Source organism: Exiguobacterium sp. s64 (assembly GCF_018618035.1).
In the GTDB taxonomy this organism is placed as follows: domain Bacteria; phylum Bacillota; class Bacilli; order Exiguobacteriales; family Exiguobacteriaceae; genus Exiguobacterium; species Exiguobacterium mexicanum_A.
In genome coordinates this window covers 191,043-204,945 of record NZ_JACSLH010000003.1, presented here as the reverse complement: position 1 = coordinate 204,945, position 13,903 = coordinate 191,043, and the positions used below count along the sequence as shown (strand labels likewise).

The following is a 13,903-nucleotide window of genomic DNA, read 5'->3' as shown; positions in this document are numbered from 1 at the left end:
CATTTGATTACTCGACTTTCGCGAGTGCTTCTGACACGAGTTTCACGTAGTCGTCAATCGTGTATTCGATCGAGAGTGGTGATGGTGTCCCAGCAGCCGCGAGCGGCGTGTTGTCTTCGATCATGACGACCGAACCGCGTTTGATGGCCGGCACTTTGCTGTAGAGCGGGTCAGCTTGAAGTGCTTTCAACGTCTCTTCGTTCCCGTAGGCGACGAAGATGTCGACGTCGTTCAAGATGTCAGCGTTCTCTGAGCTGAGCTCGAGGTAGAAGCTGTTCTCATCTTTGATTTGGCTCGTGATGTTCTCAGGGTACTCCATGCCGAGCTCTTCGATGAAGGCACCGCGTGGGTCACCCGTCGTGTAGATGTAGAACTTCGACAGGTCGTCCGGGCTGAGCGCGACGAATGCCGCTTTCTTCCCTTTCATCTCCGGTACTTCAGCTGCCTTGTCGGCAATGAGCTTCTCTGTATCTTCAATCAACTGTTTGCCTTCTTCTTCCATGCCTATGGCCATTGAGTCGAAACGAACCGTGTCCTGCCATGATGACACCCAAGGCGTCTCTTGGTATGCGACGACCGGTGCAATCTCTGTCAACGTGTCGTAATCTTCTTGCGTGATGCCTGAGTAGGCAGCGAGAATGACGTCCGGCTGTGAGTCGGCGATCGCTTCGAAGTCGAGACCGTCCGTATCTTGGTAGATGTTCGGGTTTTCTTCACCGAGGTCTTTCAACTTGTCAGCCGTCCACGGCAACATGCCGCTGCCGTCTTGGACACCGTAGTTCGCAGCCGAGAAACCGACTGGTACGACGTCAAGCGCGAGCGCCACGTCTTGGTTCGACCAACCGACCGTTGCGACACGTTTTGGCTTCTTGTCGATGACCGTCTCGCCTAACGCGTGTTTGATTGTGATTGGATAGCCTTCTGCCGTTTCGGCAGATTCATCTGTCGTGGCTGCATCTTCGTTGTTCGAGCCGCATCCTGCGAGCACGAGCACGAAAGCAGACATGATGATGAACATATGTAGCATTTTCTTGTAGCTGTTCATGTCCTAGTCCCCTTTTTTCTGTATGACAACGTTTTACGCCGACATTGATAATCATTATCATTTATGAGTATAGGATGAATCCGGGAGCGCTGTCAATCTGAACTTCAAGATATTCGAGGAAAAATAGAAACAGCCCGCGTCTCTCATTCGATGAGAGACACAGGCTTCAACGGTTGCGCCGCATCACATCCGCCATTGGACACCCTGCTTGCTCGAGCTCGGAGACGATGCGTGTATAGTCCGTCTCGTTTCGATTCTGACTCAGCTTGAACGCGGCCTGCATCTCTTCGATGTCGATGCGGAACCCGACGACGCCATATTTCTGTCGCTGCACCGGCTCGGACAATTCCTCCCAGACGACGGCGTGCTCACGGTCCCCTTCATGGTCTTGAAGCAGTCCGGCCAGATCTTCCTCAAGTTGTGTCTCGTTCATAATCGTCGCCTGTCCGTAGGCATGCACCGCCTGATAGTTCCATGTCGAGACGTCCTCATGCCCGTACCACGACGCCGACACATAGGCGTCCGGGCCTTGGACGATCAAGAGGACGGTCTGGTCTTCAATCGTTTGCCACTGTGGATTGTTTTTGGCGATGTGTGTCGTGAACCAGACGTGGCCCTCTTCCTCATGGAAACTGAGTGGCACGTGCGTCGCGATCGGTTTTTGGCCATCATACGTGACGACGGTGCCGAACGGATGCGCCTTCAAGAAATCGTGCACTTCTCTCGGATCGTTCACGGCGTAAAGTTTTGGGACGTACATCGTATTCCTCCTGTCTAGTTCGTTCATCAACTGACTGGCCCTCCCGTATAATTCATGCCAACTAGGGTAAAGAGTAGATGACGCGATTCAACTAAGGAGGGATCTCTATGAAACCGACGATTAAAGCATTCGTGTTCGATGTATATGGGACCTTGTTCGACGTCCATTCCGTCAAGACGGCGTGTGACGAACAGTTCCCCGGAAAAGGTGACCAAATCAGCCAGGCGTGGCGGACGAAACAGCTCGACTACTTCTTTACCCGCCACATCATGGGGCGTTATGAGGACTTCTCTGTCGTCACGCGCGACGCGCTCCGGTATGCATTGTCGGCGGCCGAAGTGACGTGGACGACCGAGACGGAGGATGCGTTGATTGCCACGTACGCCGACCTGTCACCATATGAAGAGGTCGCGGATGTCTTGCACCAGCTGCATCATAAACAGACTATCGTTCTCTCGAACGGGACGGACGCGATGCTCGAGGCGCTCATCCACAACGCCGGGTTCACCGACCTGTTCGACGAGCTCGTCAGCATCGACGGTATCAAACAAGCCAAGCCGTCACCGGCCGCCTACATGCATTGGTTCAAGAACAGCGGGTTGAAGCGGGACGAGGTGCTGTTCCTGTCCTCGAACGGATGGGACATCGCCGGTGCGAAGAACTTCGGGTTCCATACGGCTTGGATCAACCGCGACGGCAAACCGGTCGATATGCTTGACCTGGTCCCTGACGCCGTCTATGAGGACTTGTCCGGGATACTGGAATGGGTCACGGACGAAGCGGCTTGGCCATAATCAAATCGACTTGGGCGTCGTCGCCCATATAAAACGTGTGCGCCCCGGTCTGGACGAAGCCGTGCTTTCGATAGAAGGCGAGTGCCTTATGGTTATGTTCCCACACACCAAGCCAAATCTCACGTTTGTTCAGCTCACCCGCACACGTGATGGCCTGGTCATACAACGCCTTCCCGACGCCACTTCCTTGGAACTTCCGTCGCACATAAATCCGTTCGAGTTCGAACGCCTCTTCGCCCATGGCCTCGGTCTGGGCGTTGTTGGCGTTCACTTTTAAGTAGCCGGCCACTTCCCCGTCGAGTATGGCGAAGAAGAACCTCGAGTCCGGATTCGAAAGCTCTTTTTTAAGTTGCGCCATGTTGTACGCCCGCTCGAGATACGCGGCCAGATGCGCCGGGTCATTCTCGGCTTCGAACGTCTCCGTGAACGTCTCGATGCTGATGGTGCGAAGTGCGTCAACGTCTTCGATTGTACAAGCTTTGATGGTGATCATGATTGTTCCCCCTAGTAGTCTCGTTTCTTCCCTTTTTTCACGGCATCCCAGTCCCCTTCGATATTGTGGCGGACCCGCTTCAACAGCCGAAGCAGCTGCTCGGCTTCCTGGTCACTCAGCCCGGCGAGCGCGACGTCCGTCGAATGTTCGTGCTCGCGGATGATGACCGGGTAAAGCGCCTGCCCCTGTTCGGTCGGGACGAGCCGTTTGATTTTCTTGTTGTGCGGGTCGTCCTGCTTGATGATCAACCCGTTCGTCTCCAACTTTTGAATCGCCCGCGCCGCCGTCGTCCGGTCGACTTTGATGAGTTCGGCGAGCTTCTCTTGAATGATGCCCGGCTCCTCACAAATCCGGACCAAATACAGATATTGCCCTTTCGTCAGCTCGAGCTCTTTGAACTCGATATTGCTGATCGAATCGAGGGCGCGGGCAATCATCCCGATTTCACGCAACTGGTCTCTCATACAATCCTCCTGATTGTTGTATTTACAATATGTTACGTTTAGTATAATCCATTTAGTTGCATTTGCAACAAAAAGTATTTTGGATATGAACTTTGATTATGTGAGAAAATGGAGGTATCATTCCACGAAACGAGGGGATCTCATGGCACACCGTATTTACACGACGAGCTTTGCGAGCGTCTATCCGCTTTACGTCGCGAAAGCCGAACGGAAAGGCCGGACGAAAGACGAAGTCGATACGATTATTCGCTGGTTGACCGGTTATGACGAGTCTGGACTCGAGCGCCAACTCGCTGCCGAGGTCGACTTTGACACATTCTTCACCGCTGCGCCCAAGATGAACGAAGACCGCGCCCTCATCAAAGGCGTCGTCTGCGGCGTCCGCGTCGAGAATGTCGAGGAGCCGCTCATGCGCGAGATTCGCTATTTGGACAAACTCGTCGATGAACTGGCCAAAGGCAAGGCGATGGCGAAGATTTTACGAGGAGGCGAACAGTAATGGACTATACGACACTCGTCGACGACAAGCGGCTCGACGCTTTCATCCGTTTAATTGACGTCATCGATGCGAACTTACCGGCCGGGTTCGAGAAGACGACCGACGGGAACGGCATCCATTATGTCGTCCCGCTATCGGCGTATCCGTCCGGGTATCACGTCACGCCGGGCACCCCGCTCCCGTTCTTGAGCGTCATCGCCCAGAAGAACCATGTCGCCGTGTATCATATGGGCGTCTATAGCGACCCGGAACTGCTCCGCTGGTTCGAGGAGTCATACGCCGCCCAAGTGCCGACGAAGCTCGACATGGGCAAGAGCTGTATCCGCTTCAAAAACGTGAAGCATATCCCATATGAGTTGATGGGTGAACTCGCCTCGAAGATGACACCGGAGCAATGGATTGCTGCGTACGAGTCACGTTAAAACAGGCAGGTCGATTGTCGACCTGCCTGTTTGGCATTCCTTATTTTCCCCGCTTTCCCATAGTCGGAAACGGATTGAGTCCGTCCTCATTGCGGCCTTGCCAGATATACTGCTACAACTAGGAGAGCTACCCCTAAGACAATCAACAATTTGTAAAACATGTTTTGTTTTCTACGAACCACACCAATCACGGTAAAGAAGATACCGAATAGGAAGGACAAGACCATTGCGATGAATCCCATTTTATTCGCTCCTTTTCAGCTTAATGATTCGCTCGTGACGATTGGCCACGTCCAAATCATGTGTCACGGTAATCACTGTCGTATTGAACTCGCGATTCATCTCAAACAATAAATCGATGATGCGCTCTTTGTTTTCCGGGTCTAGTGACGCAGTCGGTTCATCGGATAAAATGATTTGGGGATTCATAATGACAGCCCTCGCAAAAACAGCTCGCGACCGTTGTCCGCCCGAACATTCCAACGGTTTCTTCTTCAAAATGGACTCGATTCCAATCTTACTCACAATCCGCTTGAAGTGTTCCTGGGCGCGTGGGTCTTTTTCAAGATTGGCATACATAAGCGGTAACTTAATATTGTCCTCGATGGTCAGCGAATCAATGAGTGCCGATTCCTGAAGCACGAATCCAATCTTTTGATTGCGCCATTTCGCTAATGTATCCCGTGACAGCCCTTGAACAGATGAATCAAATAGCTCATAGCTCCCTTGGTAGCGTGTATCCAGCAACCCGATTATATTGAGCAACGAGGTCTTCCCGACGCCAGACTCCCCTATAATCGAGAGCTTTTCCCCCGGTTGAACCTCTAATTCAAAATCATGCAGGATGGAAAATCCTTTCTTATCGAACGCTTTTTTCTGAATTTCTAACTTGATGATGCTACTCATTGCAAAACCCCCACCGAGATTGGAATACCCTTGATTTTTTTGAGCGCCAGTTCCACAATCATCACCCCGATAATCACGTCAATCAATAGAACGCCTAAGAAGGCGATCCAATCCATACTGATTAAGCCAAACACCCCATACGTGGCAAAAATCGAATCTTTTCTCATCCAAAAACCGTATCGATTGAACGCAGTGATTGCGAATAAGATGACGAGGTTGATCGAGAACAAAATCGCAAAGTAGCTGTAAAAAATGGTTCTCAGTTTGGAATAACTTAATCCCACTAATAAATTGACCGTAAAATCTTTAATCATGAGTCGAACACTGATTAATGTATTCCAAGTCGCCAGACACACAATGACAACGAGTAACACGAGCGTAATCGCACTAATCATCTTCAAAGAGCTTACATAATAATCTTCAAAGTACTTAAAATTTTCTTGTTGGCTAAAAAAGTTAAAGTCCAACCCTAGATTGTTCTGAATCTGTTCATTCAACTTCGTTGCTTCTTCTTTCGTCGAATCAAGCAGTACGATGTCCATCAAACCGTTCAAGTGGAGGTCAAGACCCGCGTTTTGAATAAATGGCTCGTTGACGGGGACGATGACTGAAAAGTTGTAGTAGTTCTTTGAATTCGGTGCATAAAAGTTCGAGCGGTGCGTATTTTTCTCCAAGACCCCTTGCACTTTCAAATCGACCGCTTGTTGGGTGACCGGATCCGTGATTTCGATTTTCGATCCTACCGGATACGTTGAAGCCAGACCTCCACCTATCAGAACCGGGATGTCATCTTGTTTAAATTGATAATCAAAGTTCAACTGATCGCCTTGCGCCAACTTGAATTGATTGAGTTGGTACGCCTCTTCATTGATGTAATTAAACGACACTTCCATATCATGTTCATTCTCTAAAGAGGTCGTAAAGCCGTCAGCTTGTAAGGCATATGTATGATTGTTATTTAAATACTCATAAAGCTTTCGCGTTTCCTTGATGTCGATTCGATCAAAATCGGCTTCACTCTCTGGATTTAAATTGGCGATATAATTCCCTTCTCGATTGAACGTTTCAATTTCTTGATAGCCTTGAGCAGTCGAAATAATGGAACGCGTGGCACTAAAAGAGAGGTAATTCGCTAGGAAAAGTAATAAGATCATTCCCAGAACAAGGATCCATCGCTTCAAAAATATTCTTGTTATAAAAAAGTGTAAAATTCTCATTCTCTTTTCACCTGACCTGCACTAATTAATATATATACGATAAACAGCAAGACGAGATAAAGGTTGCTGGTTACATTCAAATCTAAGTAAAAGTTCAATGAAAGGGATAATAAAAAACTGAACCCCAGGATCGCTAGACTATTTAACATGTAGCGACGAATCACTTTTTGTTTCGTGTCTCCGACAAGGATGCGGCAAGAAATCTCTGTTTTTCTCCGATTTAAAAATTGATAATGGAAGATCATCATAATAAACGTGAGAAGAATGCTGATGATCAATTGATAGTCAACAATGCTCTCAATGAATGACATTAAGATAAACGAACCTTCTAAATCTACAGTCTGCACATACATCAATATCAAATTTGAGACAAAACAAAAGAGATAGATGGCAGAAGCTTCAAACACATCATTAAATCTAAATAAAGAATATTTCATGACCTACTCCTTACAGATGGCATTTATAAATTTATGGTAACACGTATGAATAAATGCCAACTACCTAACTAAAAAAAACAGTAAGTTATAATTTATGAGTTAAAAAAGTAAGCTGCCACTCCATTAAACATAGAAATCCATCACATCATGTAGACATGAATTCAGACCCTGTAGGAACATACCTATAGGGTCTGATTCACACCCTCTACCTTCACCAGAAGACTTATTTCAGTGCGCCTCGAGCCCAGCTGAACTTCGTTGTGTACTTGTCTCCCCATCTCAAATCGTCCCAAACAGAGCCTGTCACTTTTGTGCTGTAGGCTACTTTGCTTAACAACGTTCTACCGTCGCGCGTATATTTGAACGAAGTAGATTTGTATTTTGAATTACTGTAGTTCCAAGCAGCACCATTGTACTTGATCTGGAATGATTCTTCTGTAGACGCCCCACTAGATGCCGTACCGAACGTCGCTGCCGAGGCAGACCCTGCGCCTACTAAAAGCGCGCCGACCACTAAAGCTGAACTCGCAAATCGTTTTGTCTTCTTGTTCATCACACATTCCTTCTTTCTTGTTAAATTTTTGAAATTCAAAGAGTTGATACACATAAAATCTAGCATAGTTCACATTAAATTCAACAATTCGATAACAGATTATTACAATTTGATTCATTTTACATAAAAAGTATTCAGTCGATTATGACGAACTACCTATGGTAAATTCATCCACTCAATGACCCTCGCCTGATAGATTAATGTGACTAACGCCTAGGGTCCCTAAGTTGCTACGATTCTATAAAACAGAGTTCAATCTAAAAAAGCAGGCAGGTCGATGGGCGACCTGCCTGTCCGTCATACGTGGAATCGTTTTGTCATTTGGCGCATCTCGTCTGCCATGTTCGACAGCTCTTGGGCCGATGCCGTGATCTCTTCCATCGACGCCATCTGTTCTTCCGTCGCCGCCGACGTGTTCTCTGTGTCGGTCGCCGTCGTCTCCGTAATTCCTTGAATCTCGTTCACCGATTGTAAAATCTCGGTCGCCCCGGCTGCCATCTCTTGGACAGCGCCTGACACTTCCTCGACTTTTTGACCGACCTCTTCAATCGCCCGCTTGATGTCCTCGAACGCTAGCCCAGCCTGTTGGACGTTCGTGACGCTGTGGCCCATCTCGCTCTCGACGACATGCATCGTCTGGACGGCTTGTTTCGTCTCCGTCTGCGTATCCCCAATCAATCCGGAGATCCGTTTCGTCGCGCTGGCCGACTCTTCGGCGAGTTTCCGGACTTCTGAGGCCACGACGGCGAAACCGCGTCCGTGGTCGCCGGCCCGGGCTGCTTCGATGGCCGCGTTCAAGGCGAGCAAGTTCGTCTGTTCGGCGATGCCAGAAATCGTACCGGTGATACTGCCGATTTCTTGCGAACGAACATCGAGTTGACCGATGACCGTCTGCAACGCCTTCACTTTTTCGTTCATCGCCTCAAGCTGGGACTCGAGCGTCATAATCAACTCGTTGCCGGTGCCGACTTTTTGAAGTGCCCCGTCCGACAGTTCAGTCATATGCTGGGCACTGTCTGAGACGTGATGAATCCCGTTCGTCAGTTCAGTGAGCGTGTTGCTCGATTCCTTCACACGCGTCAATTGACGGACCGAACCGGAGGCGATCTCCTCCATCGTCACTGCGACCATCTCAGTCGCTTTTGTCGTCTCTTCGACGTTCGATTTCAAATCATCTGATGACGTCGCGACGCGTCCCGCTGTCGTCGTGACGTTTCCAATCAAGTCACGCAAGCTGTCTTTCATCTCGTTGAACGAGTTAGCGAGAGAACCAATCTCGTCGCGCGAGGTGTACGTACTGTCGACTCTCAAATCACCGGCCCCGGCACGGCTCATGAGTCCATTCAATTCTCGAATTGGACGGACGATGAGGCGCGTGATGTAGACGCCGAGCCCAATCGAGACGAATGCCCCAATGGCGACGAGCACCCAGAACCACGTAACGGATTCGGTTCGATCGTTCTGCATCGTTTTGCTTGCCGTCTCGGCCTCTTGGTTGATCCCATCCATGAGCGTCGTGGCTGTCTCGACGAGCTTTTGTCGAATCGGTCGCAAGTCACTTAAATAGACACGGTATGCCGCAGCGTTCTCGGCGCGCGCGGCCGGCTGAAGCACGAGTTCTGTCCCTTTCAAATAGTCTTCGATTTGGCTGTTCAAGTCATCGACGAGTCCTTGCATCTCGGCGTCGGTTGAAGCGAACGTCTCGTTGAACAAAGCCAGGTTCTTCCCGATGCTGTCGCGACGCTCAGTGACACTGCCTTGTAATTCTTCGATTCGATTCGTTTCATCCGTCAGCATCATTTCGAGCAAATAACCGTCAAGCGCACGGTTGTCCGTCCGGATTTGACCGAGCGCGCGAATCGGCAACAACCGGTCCTCATAAATCGATTCACCCGCATCGGCCATGCGTCCCATGAAGACATGGCTGAGTGTGGCGACGAGAACGAGCGTCCCGATAAATACGCTAATCAGTACCATTAACTTTTTGGACATCTTCAAATTTTTCATCGTGATCCCTCCCTACCTGATTTATCGTAGGAAAGAGGCTTGAAATGAAGTAACTTTACACATGCGTTGACCTAAATTTCCATTTTTAGCCATACTGTTGACCATAATCGCACATTGCCGACGCATTTGTAGGCTGGCTCACCTTCATTCGAAGACGGAATGCGATACGATAAACAAAAGAATCAATAGAAAGGAGGTGTCCGCCGTGCCCCGCTGGCTTAAACTTAGTCTCATGCTCATTGTTTTCGGGAGCATCTTCTATATTACTCATTTCCACTATGAACTCCGTCCATCCGGCGTCCGCGACATCGTCCTGTCATTCGGCTGGTGGGGTCCGGTCGTCTTTTTCCTCATCTATGCGGTCGGCCCCATCATCTTCTTGCCGACATCCGTACTGTCACTTGGGGCCGGTCTCGCCTTCGGGGTGTGGCCCGGCGTCCTCTATATCTTGTTCGGGGCGACGGCGGCGGCCGTGACCGGGTACGTCATGGCCCGACTGTTCGGCCGTTCCGTACTCAAGGTCGAGAGCTATCCGTGGTCGGAGAAGCTGTTCACGCAGATGGAGCAACGTGGCTTCCTATACGTGTTCGTCTTGCGGCTCATCCCGCTCGTCAGCTTCGATTTACTCAGTTACGCCGGCGGCATTGCCAAAGTCAAATTCAAGTCGTTTCTCCTTGCGACCGTGCTCGGCATGATTCCAGGGACACTCGCCTACAGTTTTCTCGGTGCGAGTCTCGCCTCGGGAAGCATCACCTTGGTCGTCATCGCCGCCCTCGTCTTCGTCACGTTGATCGGTGTCACTTACTATTTCCGAGAACCCGTCAAACGGTGGCTCGGGCTCACGTCAGACTAGAGAAGCGCAATCGCTTCTCTTTTTTTTTGCTTCGGCGTGTAAAAACGATAAACATTCGGGTCAATCGGACGATACTCTAGTAGCTATATTGACCCATCACCAGGAGGAATCTATATGAGTTCTACGAAACGCAATCACTTGATGCTGATCACCACGTTCGTCATCGTCTTGACGTCTGTCACCGTCCATCTGCTCCATCGCTTCACGGATTTCGCCTATACGTATACCGTGCTCCGAAACGGCGCCGTCGGTTACGCATATCCCATCACGACATGGGTCGTGTTCGCCGTTCCAATCGTGCTATTGATCGCCATGGTCGTCAGCCAACGTGTGAAACCACAACTGTTCCCGCACTTGATGATGCTCACGCTCACGTTTTCGAGCATCTCGACCGTCGCCGGCGGGCAAGGGCTCGTCGAGTATCACTTCTCGATTTTCGTCGTCTTGGCGATTCTGTCGTTTATGCGTCGTATCGACTTAATCGTCTACAGTACCGTTATCTTCGCCGTGCAGCATCTGGCCGGCTATTTCTTCGTCCCCGAAATCATCTGTGGGACGGCCGACTATCCGTTCAGCTTGTTGCTCGTCCATGCGGTCTATCTCATCTTACTGAGTGCCGTGCTCATCGCGCAGATTCATTTCCGTAACCTTGAGTCGTCGCGTGTCAAAGCACAGGAAGACGAGACTCGCCGTTTGCTGAAGCAAGCCGTCAACGATGCGAGTCAACTCGTGATGACACTCAAAAACCATGCGACCGAGCTCGAGACGGCGGCCAACCAGTCGCTCGAGTCCGGTGAACAAATCGCCGTCACCGTCGATCCGATTGTCGCCCACGCGACCGAGCAAGAAACGTCGATGAACCATGGGGCCGATGAGATTCAATCGATTCGCTCCCTCACCGCTCTCATCCAAGAACGGATGGCCCAGACGGCTGCCGCCTCGTCACGCATCGCGTCCGATGCCATCGCTGGGAACAGTGACATGCAACGGATGGAGACGAAAGTCGGTGAGATCATCAGTGAGTCGGAGCGGCTCGAACGTGTCGTTGCGACGATGTCGAATCGATCAACCGAGATTCAAGCCATCCTGCAACACGTCGAGACAATCAGCGACCAAACGAACATGCTTGCCTTGAACGCCTCGATTGAAGCCGCACGGGCCGGTGATGCCGGGCGCGGTTTCGCCGTCGTCGCTTCTGAGGTCGGCAAACTCGCCGTCCAGTCACGTGACTATGCAGCCGAGATGACACGCGTCCTCGGCGGGCTGATGGATGACACGATCGTCGTCCGCGATTCGGCACAGTTGTTCAAACGTGCGACCGAGAACTGCCAAACCGTCTCGGCCGACGTGACAGCGGTCTTCCACCGCTTGACCGAGGATGTTTCCGAGATCGATGGTCAAATCAGTTCGATTCAAGAGACACGTCAACGCGTGACGTCGCAGATGGAGACGCTCGAAACGCGCCTCGCGACGACGAAACGAGCGGCGAGCGAACTGCAGCAACAGATTCAGCACGTCGCCGCCGCGACCGAGGAACAAGTCGCCATCCAAAAAGAGTTGAGCCACATGTCGGACCGCCTCGCCTCGACCGCGAGCACGTTAGAAGACGTGACCGGTCAGCTCGAAGCCCGAGCGAACTAAAAAAACAGACCGCGAATGTGGAAACTCGCGGTCTGTTTTATGAATGGCTGAAGAATGAAATTTTTGCAGTCGACCGAATGATGAGTACCGATACGAGCATGAGGATGGCCACGATTCTAAAGCCCATATCCCCGATGACATTGAATTCATATCTCAGCCCGAACAATAATCCTAATCCTAAGACAACGCCGATTAAGAACATCACGTTTTTCATGTAATCGATTCTTCCTATGTACGTCTATGATTATCCATTTATTGTTAGTATACCGGATGGGGATGACGTGTGCACAAATATGTGAAGACAAATCACTAATATTCATCAAAAAACGTCACGTTCTCGATGTTCGAAAACGTGACGTCACGATCGTTTATAACGTCGATACGAGCTTTTGAAGCGCCTCTTTGAGCGGCGTCACCGGACGACCGAGCAATAGCTCGAAATCGTTCGACTCAACTTCGAGTGATCCGTTGCGGATGCTGTCTTGAATGCCGACAACGATCGGGATTGCCCCTTCCGGCACCCCTGCGCCGCGCATGACGTCAGCGTACGCGTCGGTACTCACTTCTTGAAGCATCACTTCGCGCCCGAGCACTTCACTGAGCGCCTCGACGAGTTCGGCTTGCGTATGGAGCGGGCCGGACAACTCGAAGATGTTCTGTTCGAAGTCATCCGCGAGGAGCACGTTCGCTGCCGCTTCAGCGTAATCGTCTTGCAACGCCCAACCAACCTTCCCATCACGGGCAGCCGTCACCCAAGGTGCACCGGCAAGCACGCCTTGGATGCTGCCGAGTTCGTTTTCTAAGTACCAGTTGTTGCGCAAAAACGCATGCGGGATGCCCGTCCGTTCGATTGCGCCTTCCGTCTCGACATGTGGCGGTGCCATGAGGTTTTGGCTCTCTGTCGCGTCGGCGAGACTCGTATAGGCGATGAACGATACGCCTGCGCGTTCGGCCGCCTCGACGGCGTTCGCATGTTGACGGATGCGCGTGTCGTTGTCGCCGTCCGCCGAGATGATGAGCAATCGTTCGACACCTTTGAACGCTTCATCGAGCGTCTCGGGCTTGTCGAAGTCCCCATGTCGCACATCGACCCCTTTCGCTTTCAGTGCTTCCGCTTTCTCCGGATTGCGGACGCTGACCGCGAGTTCACTTGCGGGTACCGACTTGAGCAACACATCAACAATTTTCGAACCGAGTTTTCCGGTCGCACCTGTGACTAAGTATTTCATGAATCATTTCCTCCTTTTAACCTGTAATTAAATCAGTTACATGTAACCATCATAGTTACAGCATCTTCGTTTGTCAATTGTTTGTTCCCTGTTATACTGAAGATGTAACCAATTCACTTACATGACTTGTGCAGAAAGGTGGTAGCCTATGTCCATCAGTAGCCGTTTCGCGGTCGGCATTCATATCTTGACGTTGATCGAGGTCAATCAGGACGGCGTCACCTCGTCTGACTTTTTGGCCGGCAGTGTCAACACGAACCCGGCCCTAATCCGAAAAATCATGGCCATGTTGAAGAAGGCCGACTTGATTGAAGTGAAGCCTGGCGTCGCCGGAGCCAAACTGACGAAAGACTTGACCGAGATTTCGCTCTATGATGTCTATCGCGCCGTCAGTGTCGTCGAGGAGAACGAGCTGTTCAGTATCCATGACAACCCGAACCCGGCGTGCCCCGTCGGCCAACATATCCAAGCGACGATCGAGCCGATCTTTATCCACGCCCAATCGGCGATGGAATCGGTATTGAAGCATGTGACCCTCTCCGATGTCGTGAACGATGTCGCAACGAAAAGCCAAGCAACCTGA

Annotated in this window: 16 protein-coding genes; 6 read left to right on the top strand and 10 right to left on the bottom strand. The window is 50.8% G+C overall.

What is annotated here, in order from left to right:
- Positions 1–7: 7 nt before the first annotated feature.
- Positions 8–1,045 (bottom strand): iron-siderophore ABC transporter substrate-binding protein, encoded by a 1,038-nt coding sequence (locus tag KNP64_RS07040; protein ID WP_214792299.1) that lies wholly within the window; start codon positions 1,043–1,045, stop codon positions 8–10.
- A 166-nt stretch (positions 1,046–1,211) separates the two neighbouring features.
- Positions 1,212–1,805, bottom strand: coding sequence for an FMN-binding negative transcriptional regulator (locus KNP64_RS07035; RefSeq protein ID WP_214792297.1), 594 nt, complete (start codon positions 1,803–1,805; stop codon positions 1,212–1,214).
- Positions 1,806–1,912: 107 nt separating this feature from the next.
- Here KNP64_RS07035 and KNP64_RS07030 point away from each other — a divergent pair, with 107 nt between their 5' ends.
- Positions 1,913–2,599 (top strand): haloacid dehalogenase type II, encoded by a 687-nt coding sequence (locus KNP64_RS07030; protein ID WP_214792295.1) that lies wholly within the window; start codon positions 1,913–1,915, stop codon positions 2,597–2,599.
- On the opposite strand, the gene paiA is transcribed toward KNP64_RS07030, so the two are convergent.
- On the bottom strand, positions 2,574–3,095 hold the full coding sequence (paiA, locus tag KNP64_RS07025; RefSeq protein WP_214792471.1) for a spermidine/spermine N(1)-acetyltransferase: 522 nt from the start codon (positions 3,093–3,095) through the stop codon (positions 2,574–2,576). The genes KNP64_RS07030 and paiA overlap by 26 nt on opposite strands.
- Before the next feature lie 8 nt (positions 3,096–3,103).
- Positions 3,104–3,556: a MarR family winged helix-turn-helix transcriptional regulator gene (locus KNP64_RS07020; RefSeq protein ID WP_214764317.1), complete on the bottom strand. Its 453-nt coding sequence runs from the start codon at positions 3,554–3,556 to the stop codon at positions 3,104–3,106.
- Between the two features lie 142 nt (positions 3,557–3,698).
- Here KNP64_RS07020 and KNP64_RS07015 point away from each other — a divergent pair, with 142 nt between their 5' ends.
- Complete coding sequence (locus KNP64_RS07015) at positions 3,699–4,055, top strand: DUF2200 domain-containing protein (RefSeq protein WP_214792293.1); 357 nt, start codon at positions 3,699–3,701, stop codon at positions 4,053–4,055.
- A complete protein-coding gene (locus KNP64_RS07010; protein WP_214792291.1) occupies positions 4,055–4,477 on the top strand; it encodes a DUF1801 domain-containing protein in 423 nt (140 codons plus the stop codon). Before KNP64_RS07015 ends, KNP64_RS07010 begins: the two co-directional genes overlap by 1 nt.
- 243 nt (positions 4,478–4,720) lie before the next feature.
- Here the strand turns inward: KNP64_RS07010 and KNP64_RS07005 are convergent, their stop codons facing one another.
- From KNP64_RS07005 to KNP64_RS06990, 4 genes are all read right to left on the bottom strand, one after another.
- Positions 4,721–5,383, bottom strand: coding sequence for an ABC transporter ATP-binding protein (locus KNP64_RS07005; protein WP_029594744.1), 663 nt, complete (start codon positions 5,381–5,383; stop codon positions 4,721–4,723).
- Complete coding sequence (locus KNP64_RS07000; protein WP_214792289.1) at positions 5,380–6,600, bottom strand: ABC transporter permease; 1,221 nt, start codon at positions 6,598–6,600, stop codon at positions 5,380–5,382. Before KNP64_RS07000 ends, KNP64_RS07005 begins: the two co-directional genes overlap by 4 nt.
- A gap of 660 nt (positions 6,601–7,260) precedes the next feature.
- Positions 7,261–7,590, bottom strand: coding sequence for a hypothetical protein (locus KNP64_RS06995; RefSeq protein WP_029594741.1), 330 nt, complete (start codon positions 7,588–7,590; stop codon positions 7,261–7,263).
- Between the two features lie 297 nt (positions 7,591–7,887).
- A complete protein-coding gene (locus KNP64_RS06990; protein WP_214792287.1) occupies positions 7,888–9,597 on the bottom strand; it encodes a methyl-accepting chemotaxis protein in 1,710 nt (569 codons plus the stop codon).
- Between the two features lie 205 nt (positions 9,598–9,802).
- Here KNP64_RS06990 and KNP64_RS06985 point away from each other — a divergent pair, with 205 nt between their 5' ends.
- Positions 9,803–10,450, top strand: coding sequence for a TVP38/TMEM64 family protein (locus KNP64_RS06985; protein ID WP_214792285.1), 648 nt, complete (start codon positions 9,803–9,805; stop codon positions 10,448–10,450).
- A 114-nt stretch (positions 10,451–10,564) separates the two neighbouring features.
- Positions 10,565–12,091 carry a methyl-accepting chemotaxis protein gene (locus KNP64_RS06980; protein WP_214792282.1) on the top strand — a complete coding sequence of 509 codons (1,527 nt, stop codon included), beginning with the start codon at positions 10,565–10,567 and terminating at the stop codon, positions 12,089–12,091.
- A gap of 37 nt (positions 12,092–12,128) precedes the next feature.
- On the opposite strand, the gene KNP64_RS06975 is transcribed toward KNP64_RS06980, so the two are convergent.
- Both KNP64_RS06975 and KNP64_RS06970 read right to left on the bottom strand, forming a co-directional pair.
- A complete protein-coding gene (locus KNP64_RS06975; RefSeq protein WP_214792280.1) occupies positions 12,129–12,305 on the bottom strand; it encodes a hypothetical protein in 177 nt (58 codons plus the stop codon).
- A gap of 154 nt (positions 12,306–12,459) precedes the next feature.
- Positions 12,460–13,320, bottom strand: coding sequence for an SDR family oxidoreductase (locus KNP64_RS06970; protein ID WP_214792278.1), 861 nt, complete (start codon positions 13,318–13,320; stop codon positions 12,460–12,462).
- Between the two features lie 148 nt (positions 13,321–13,468).
- Between KNP64_RS06970 and KNP64_RS06965 the strand changes: the two genes are divergently transcribed.
- The gene (locus KNP64_RS06965; RefSeq protein ID WP_214792276.1) at positions 13,469–13,903 is read left to right on the top strand and encodes an Rrf2 family transcriptional regulator; all 435 of its coding nucleotides are present in this window, start codon (positions 13,469–13,471) and stop codon (positions 13,901–13,903) included.

Bases quoted from the DNA above. Each gene is read 5' to 3' on its own strand.
- KNP64_RS07040 (WP_214792299.1), bottom strand. From the start codon at position 1,045: ATGAACAGCTACAAGAAAATGCTACATATGTTCATCATCATGTCTGCT.
- KNP64_RS07035 (WP_214792297.1), bottom strand. From the start codon at position 1,805: ATGTACGTCCCAAAACTTTACGCCGTGAACGATCCGAGAGAAGTGCAC.
- KNP64_RS07030 (WP_214792295.1), top strand. From the start codon at position 1,913: ATGAAACCGACGATTAAAGCATTCGTGTTCGATGTATATGGGACCTTG.
- KNP64_RS07020 (WP_214764317.1), bottom strand. From the start codon at position 3,556: ATGAGAGACCAGTTGCGTGAAATCGGGATGATTGCCCGCGCCCTCGAT.
- KNP64_RS07015 (WP_214792293.1), top strand. From the start codon at position 3,699: ATGGCACACCGTATTTACACGACGAGCTTTGCGAGCGTCTATCCGCTT.
- KNP64_RS07010 (WP_214792291.1), top strand. From the start codon at position 4,055: ATGGACTATACGACACTCGTCGACGACAAGCGGCTCGACGCTTTCATC.
- KNP64_RS07005 (WP_029594744.1), bottom strand. From the start codon at position 5,383: ATGAGTAGCATCATCAAGTTAGAAATTCAGAAAAAAGCGTTCGATAAG.
- KNP64_RS07000 (WP_214792289.1), bottom strand. From the start codon at position 6,600: ATGAGAATTTTACACTTTTTTATAACAAGAATATTTTTGAAGCGATGG.
- KNP64_RS06995 (WP_029594741.1), bottom strand. From the start codon at position 7,590: ATGAACAAGAAGACAAAACGATTTGCGAGTTCAGCTTTAGTGGTCGGC.
- KNP64_RS06990 (WP_214792287.1), bottom strand. From the start codon at position 9,597: ATGAAAAATTTGAAGATGTCCAAAAAGTTAATGGTACTGATTAGCGTA.
- KNP64_RS06980 (WP_214792282.1), top strand. From the start codon at position 10,565: ATGAGTTCTACGAAACGCAATCACTTGATGCTGATCACCACGTTCGTC.
- KNP64_RS06975 (WP_214792280.1), bottom strand. From the start codon at position 12,305: ATGAAAAACGTGATGTTCTTAATCGGCGTTGTCTTAGGATTAGGATTA.
- KNP64_RS06970 (WP_214792278.1), bottom strand. From the start codon at position 13,320: ATGAAATACTTAGTCACAGGTGCGACCGGAAAACTCGGTTCGAAAATT.
- KNP64_RS06965 (WP_214792276.1), top strand. From the start codon at position 13,469: ATGTCCATCAGTAGCCGTTTCGCGGTCGGCATTCATATCTTGACGTTG.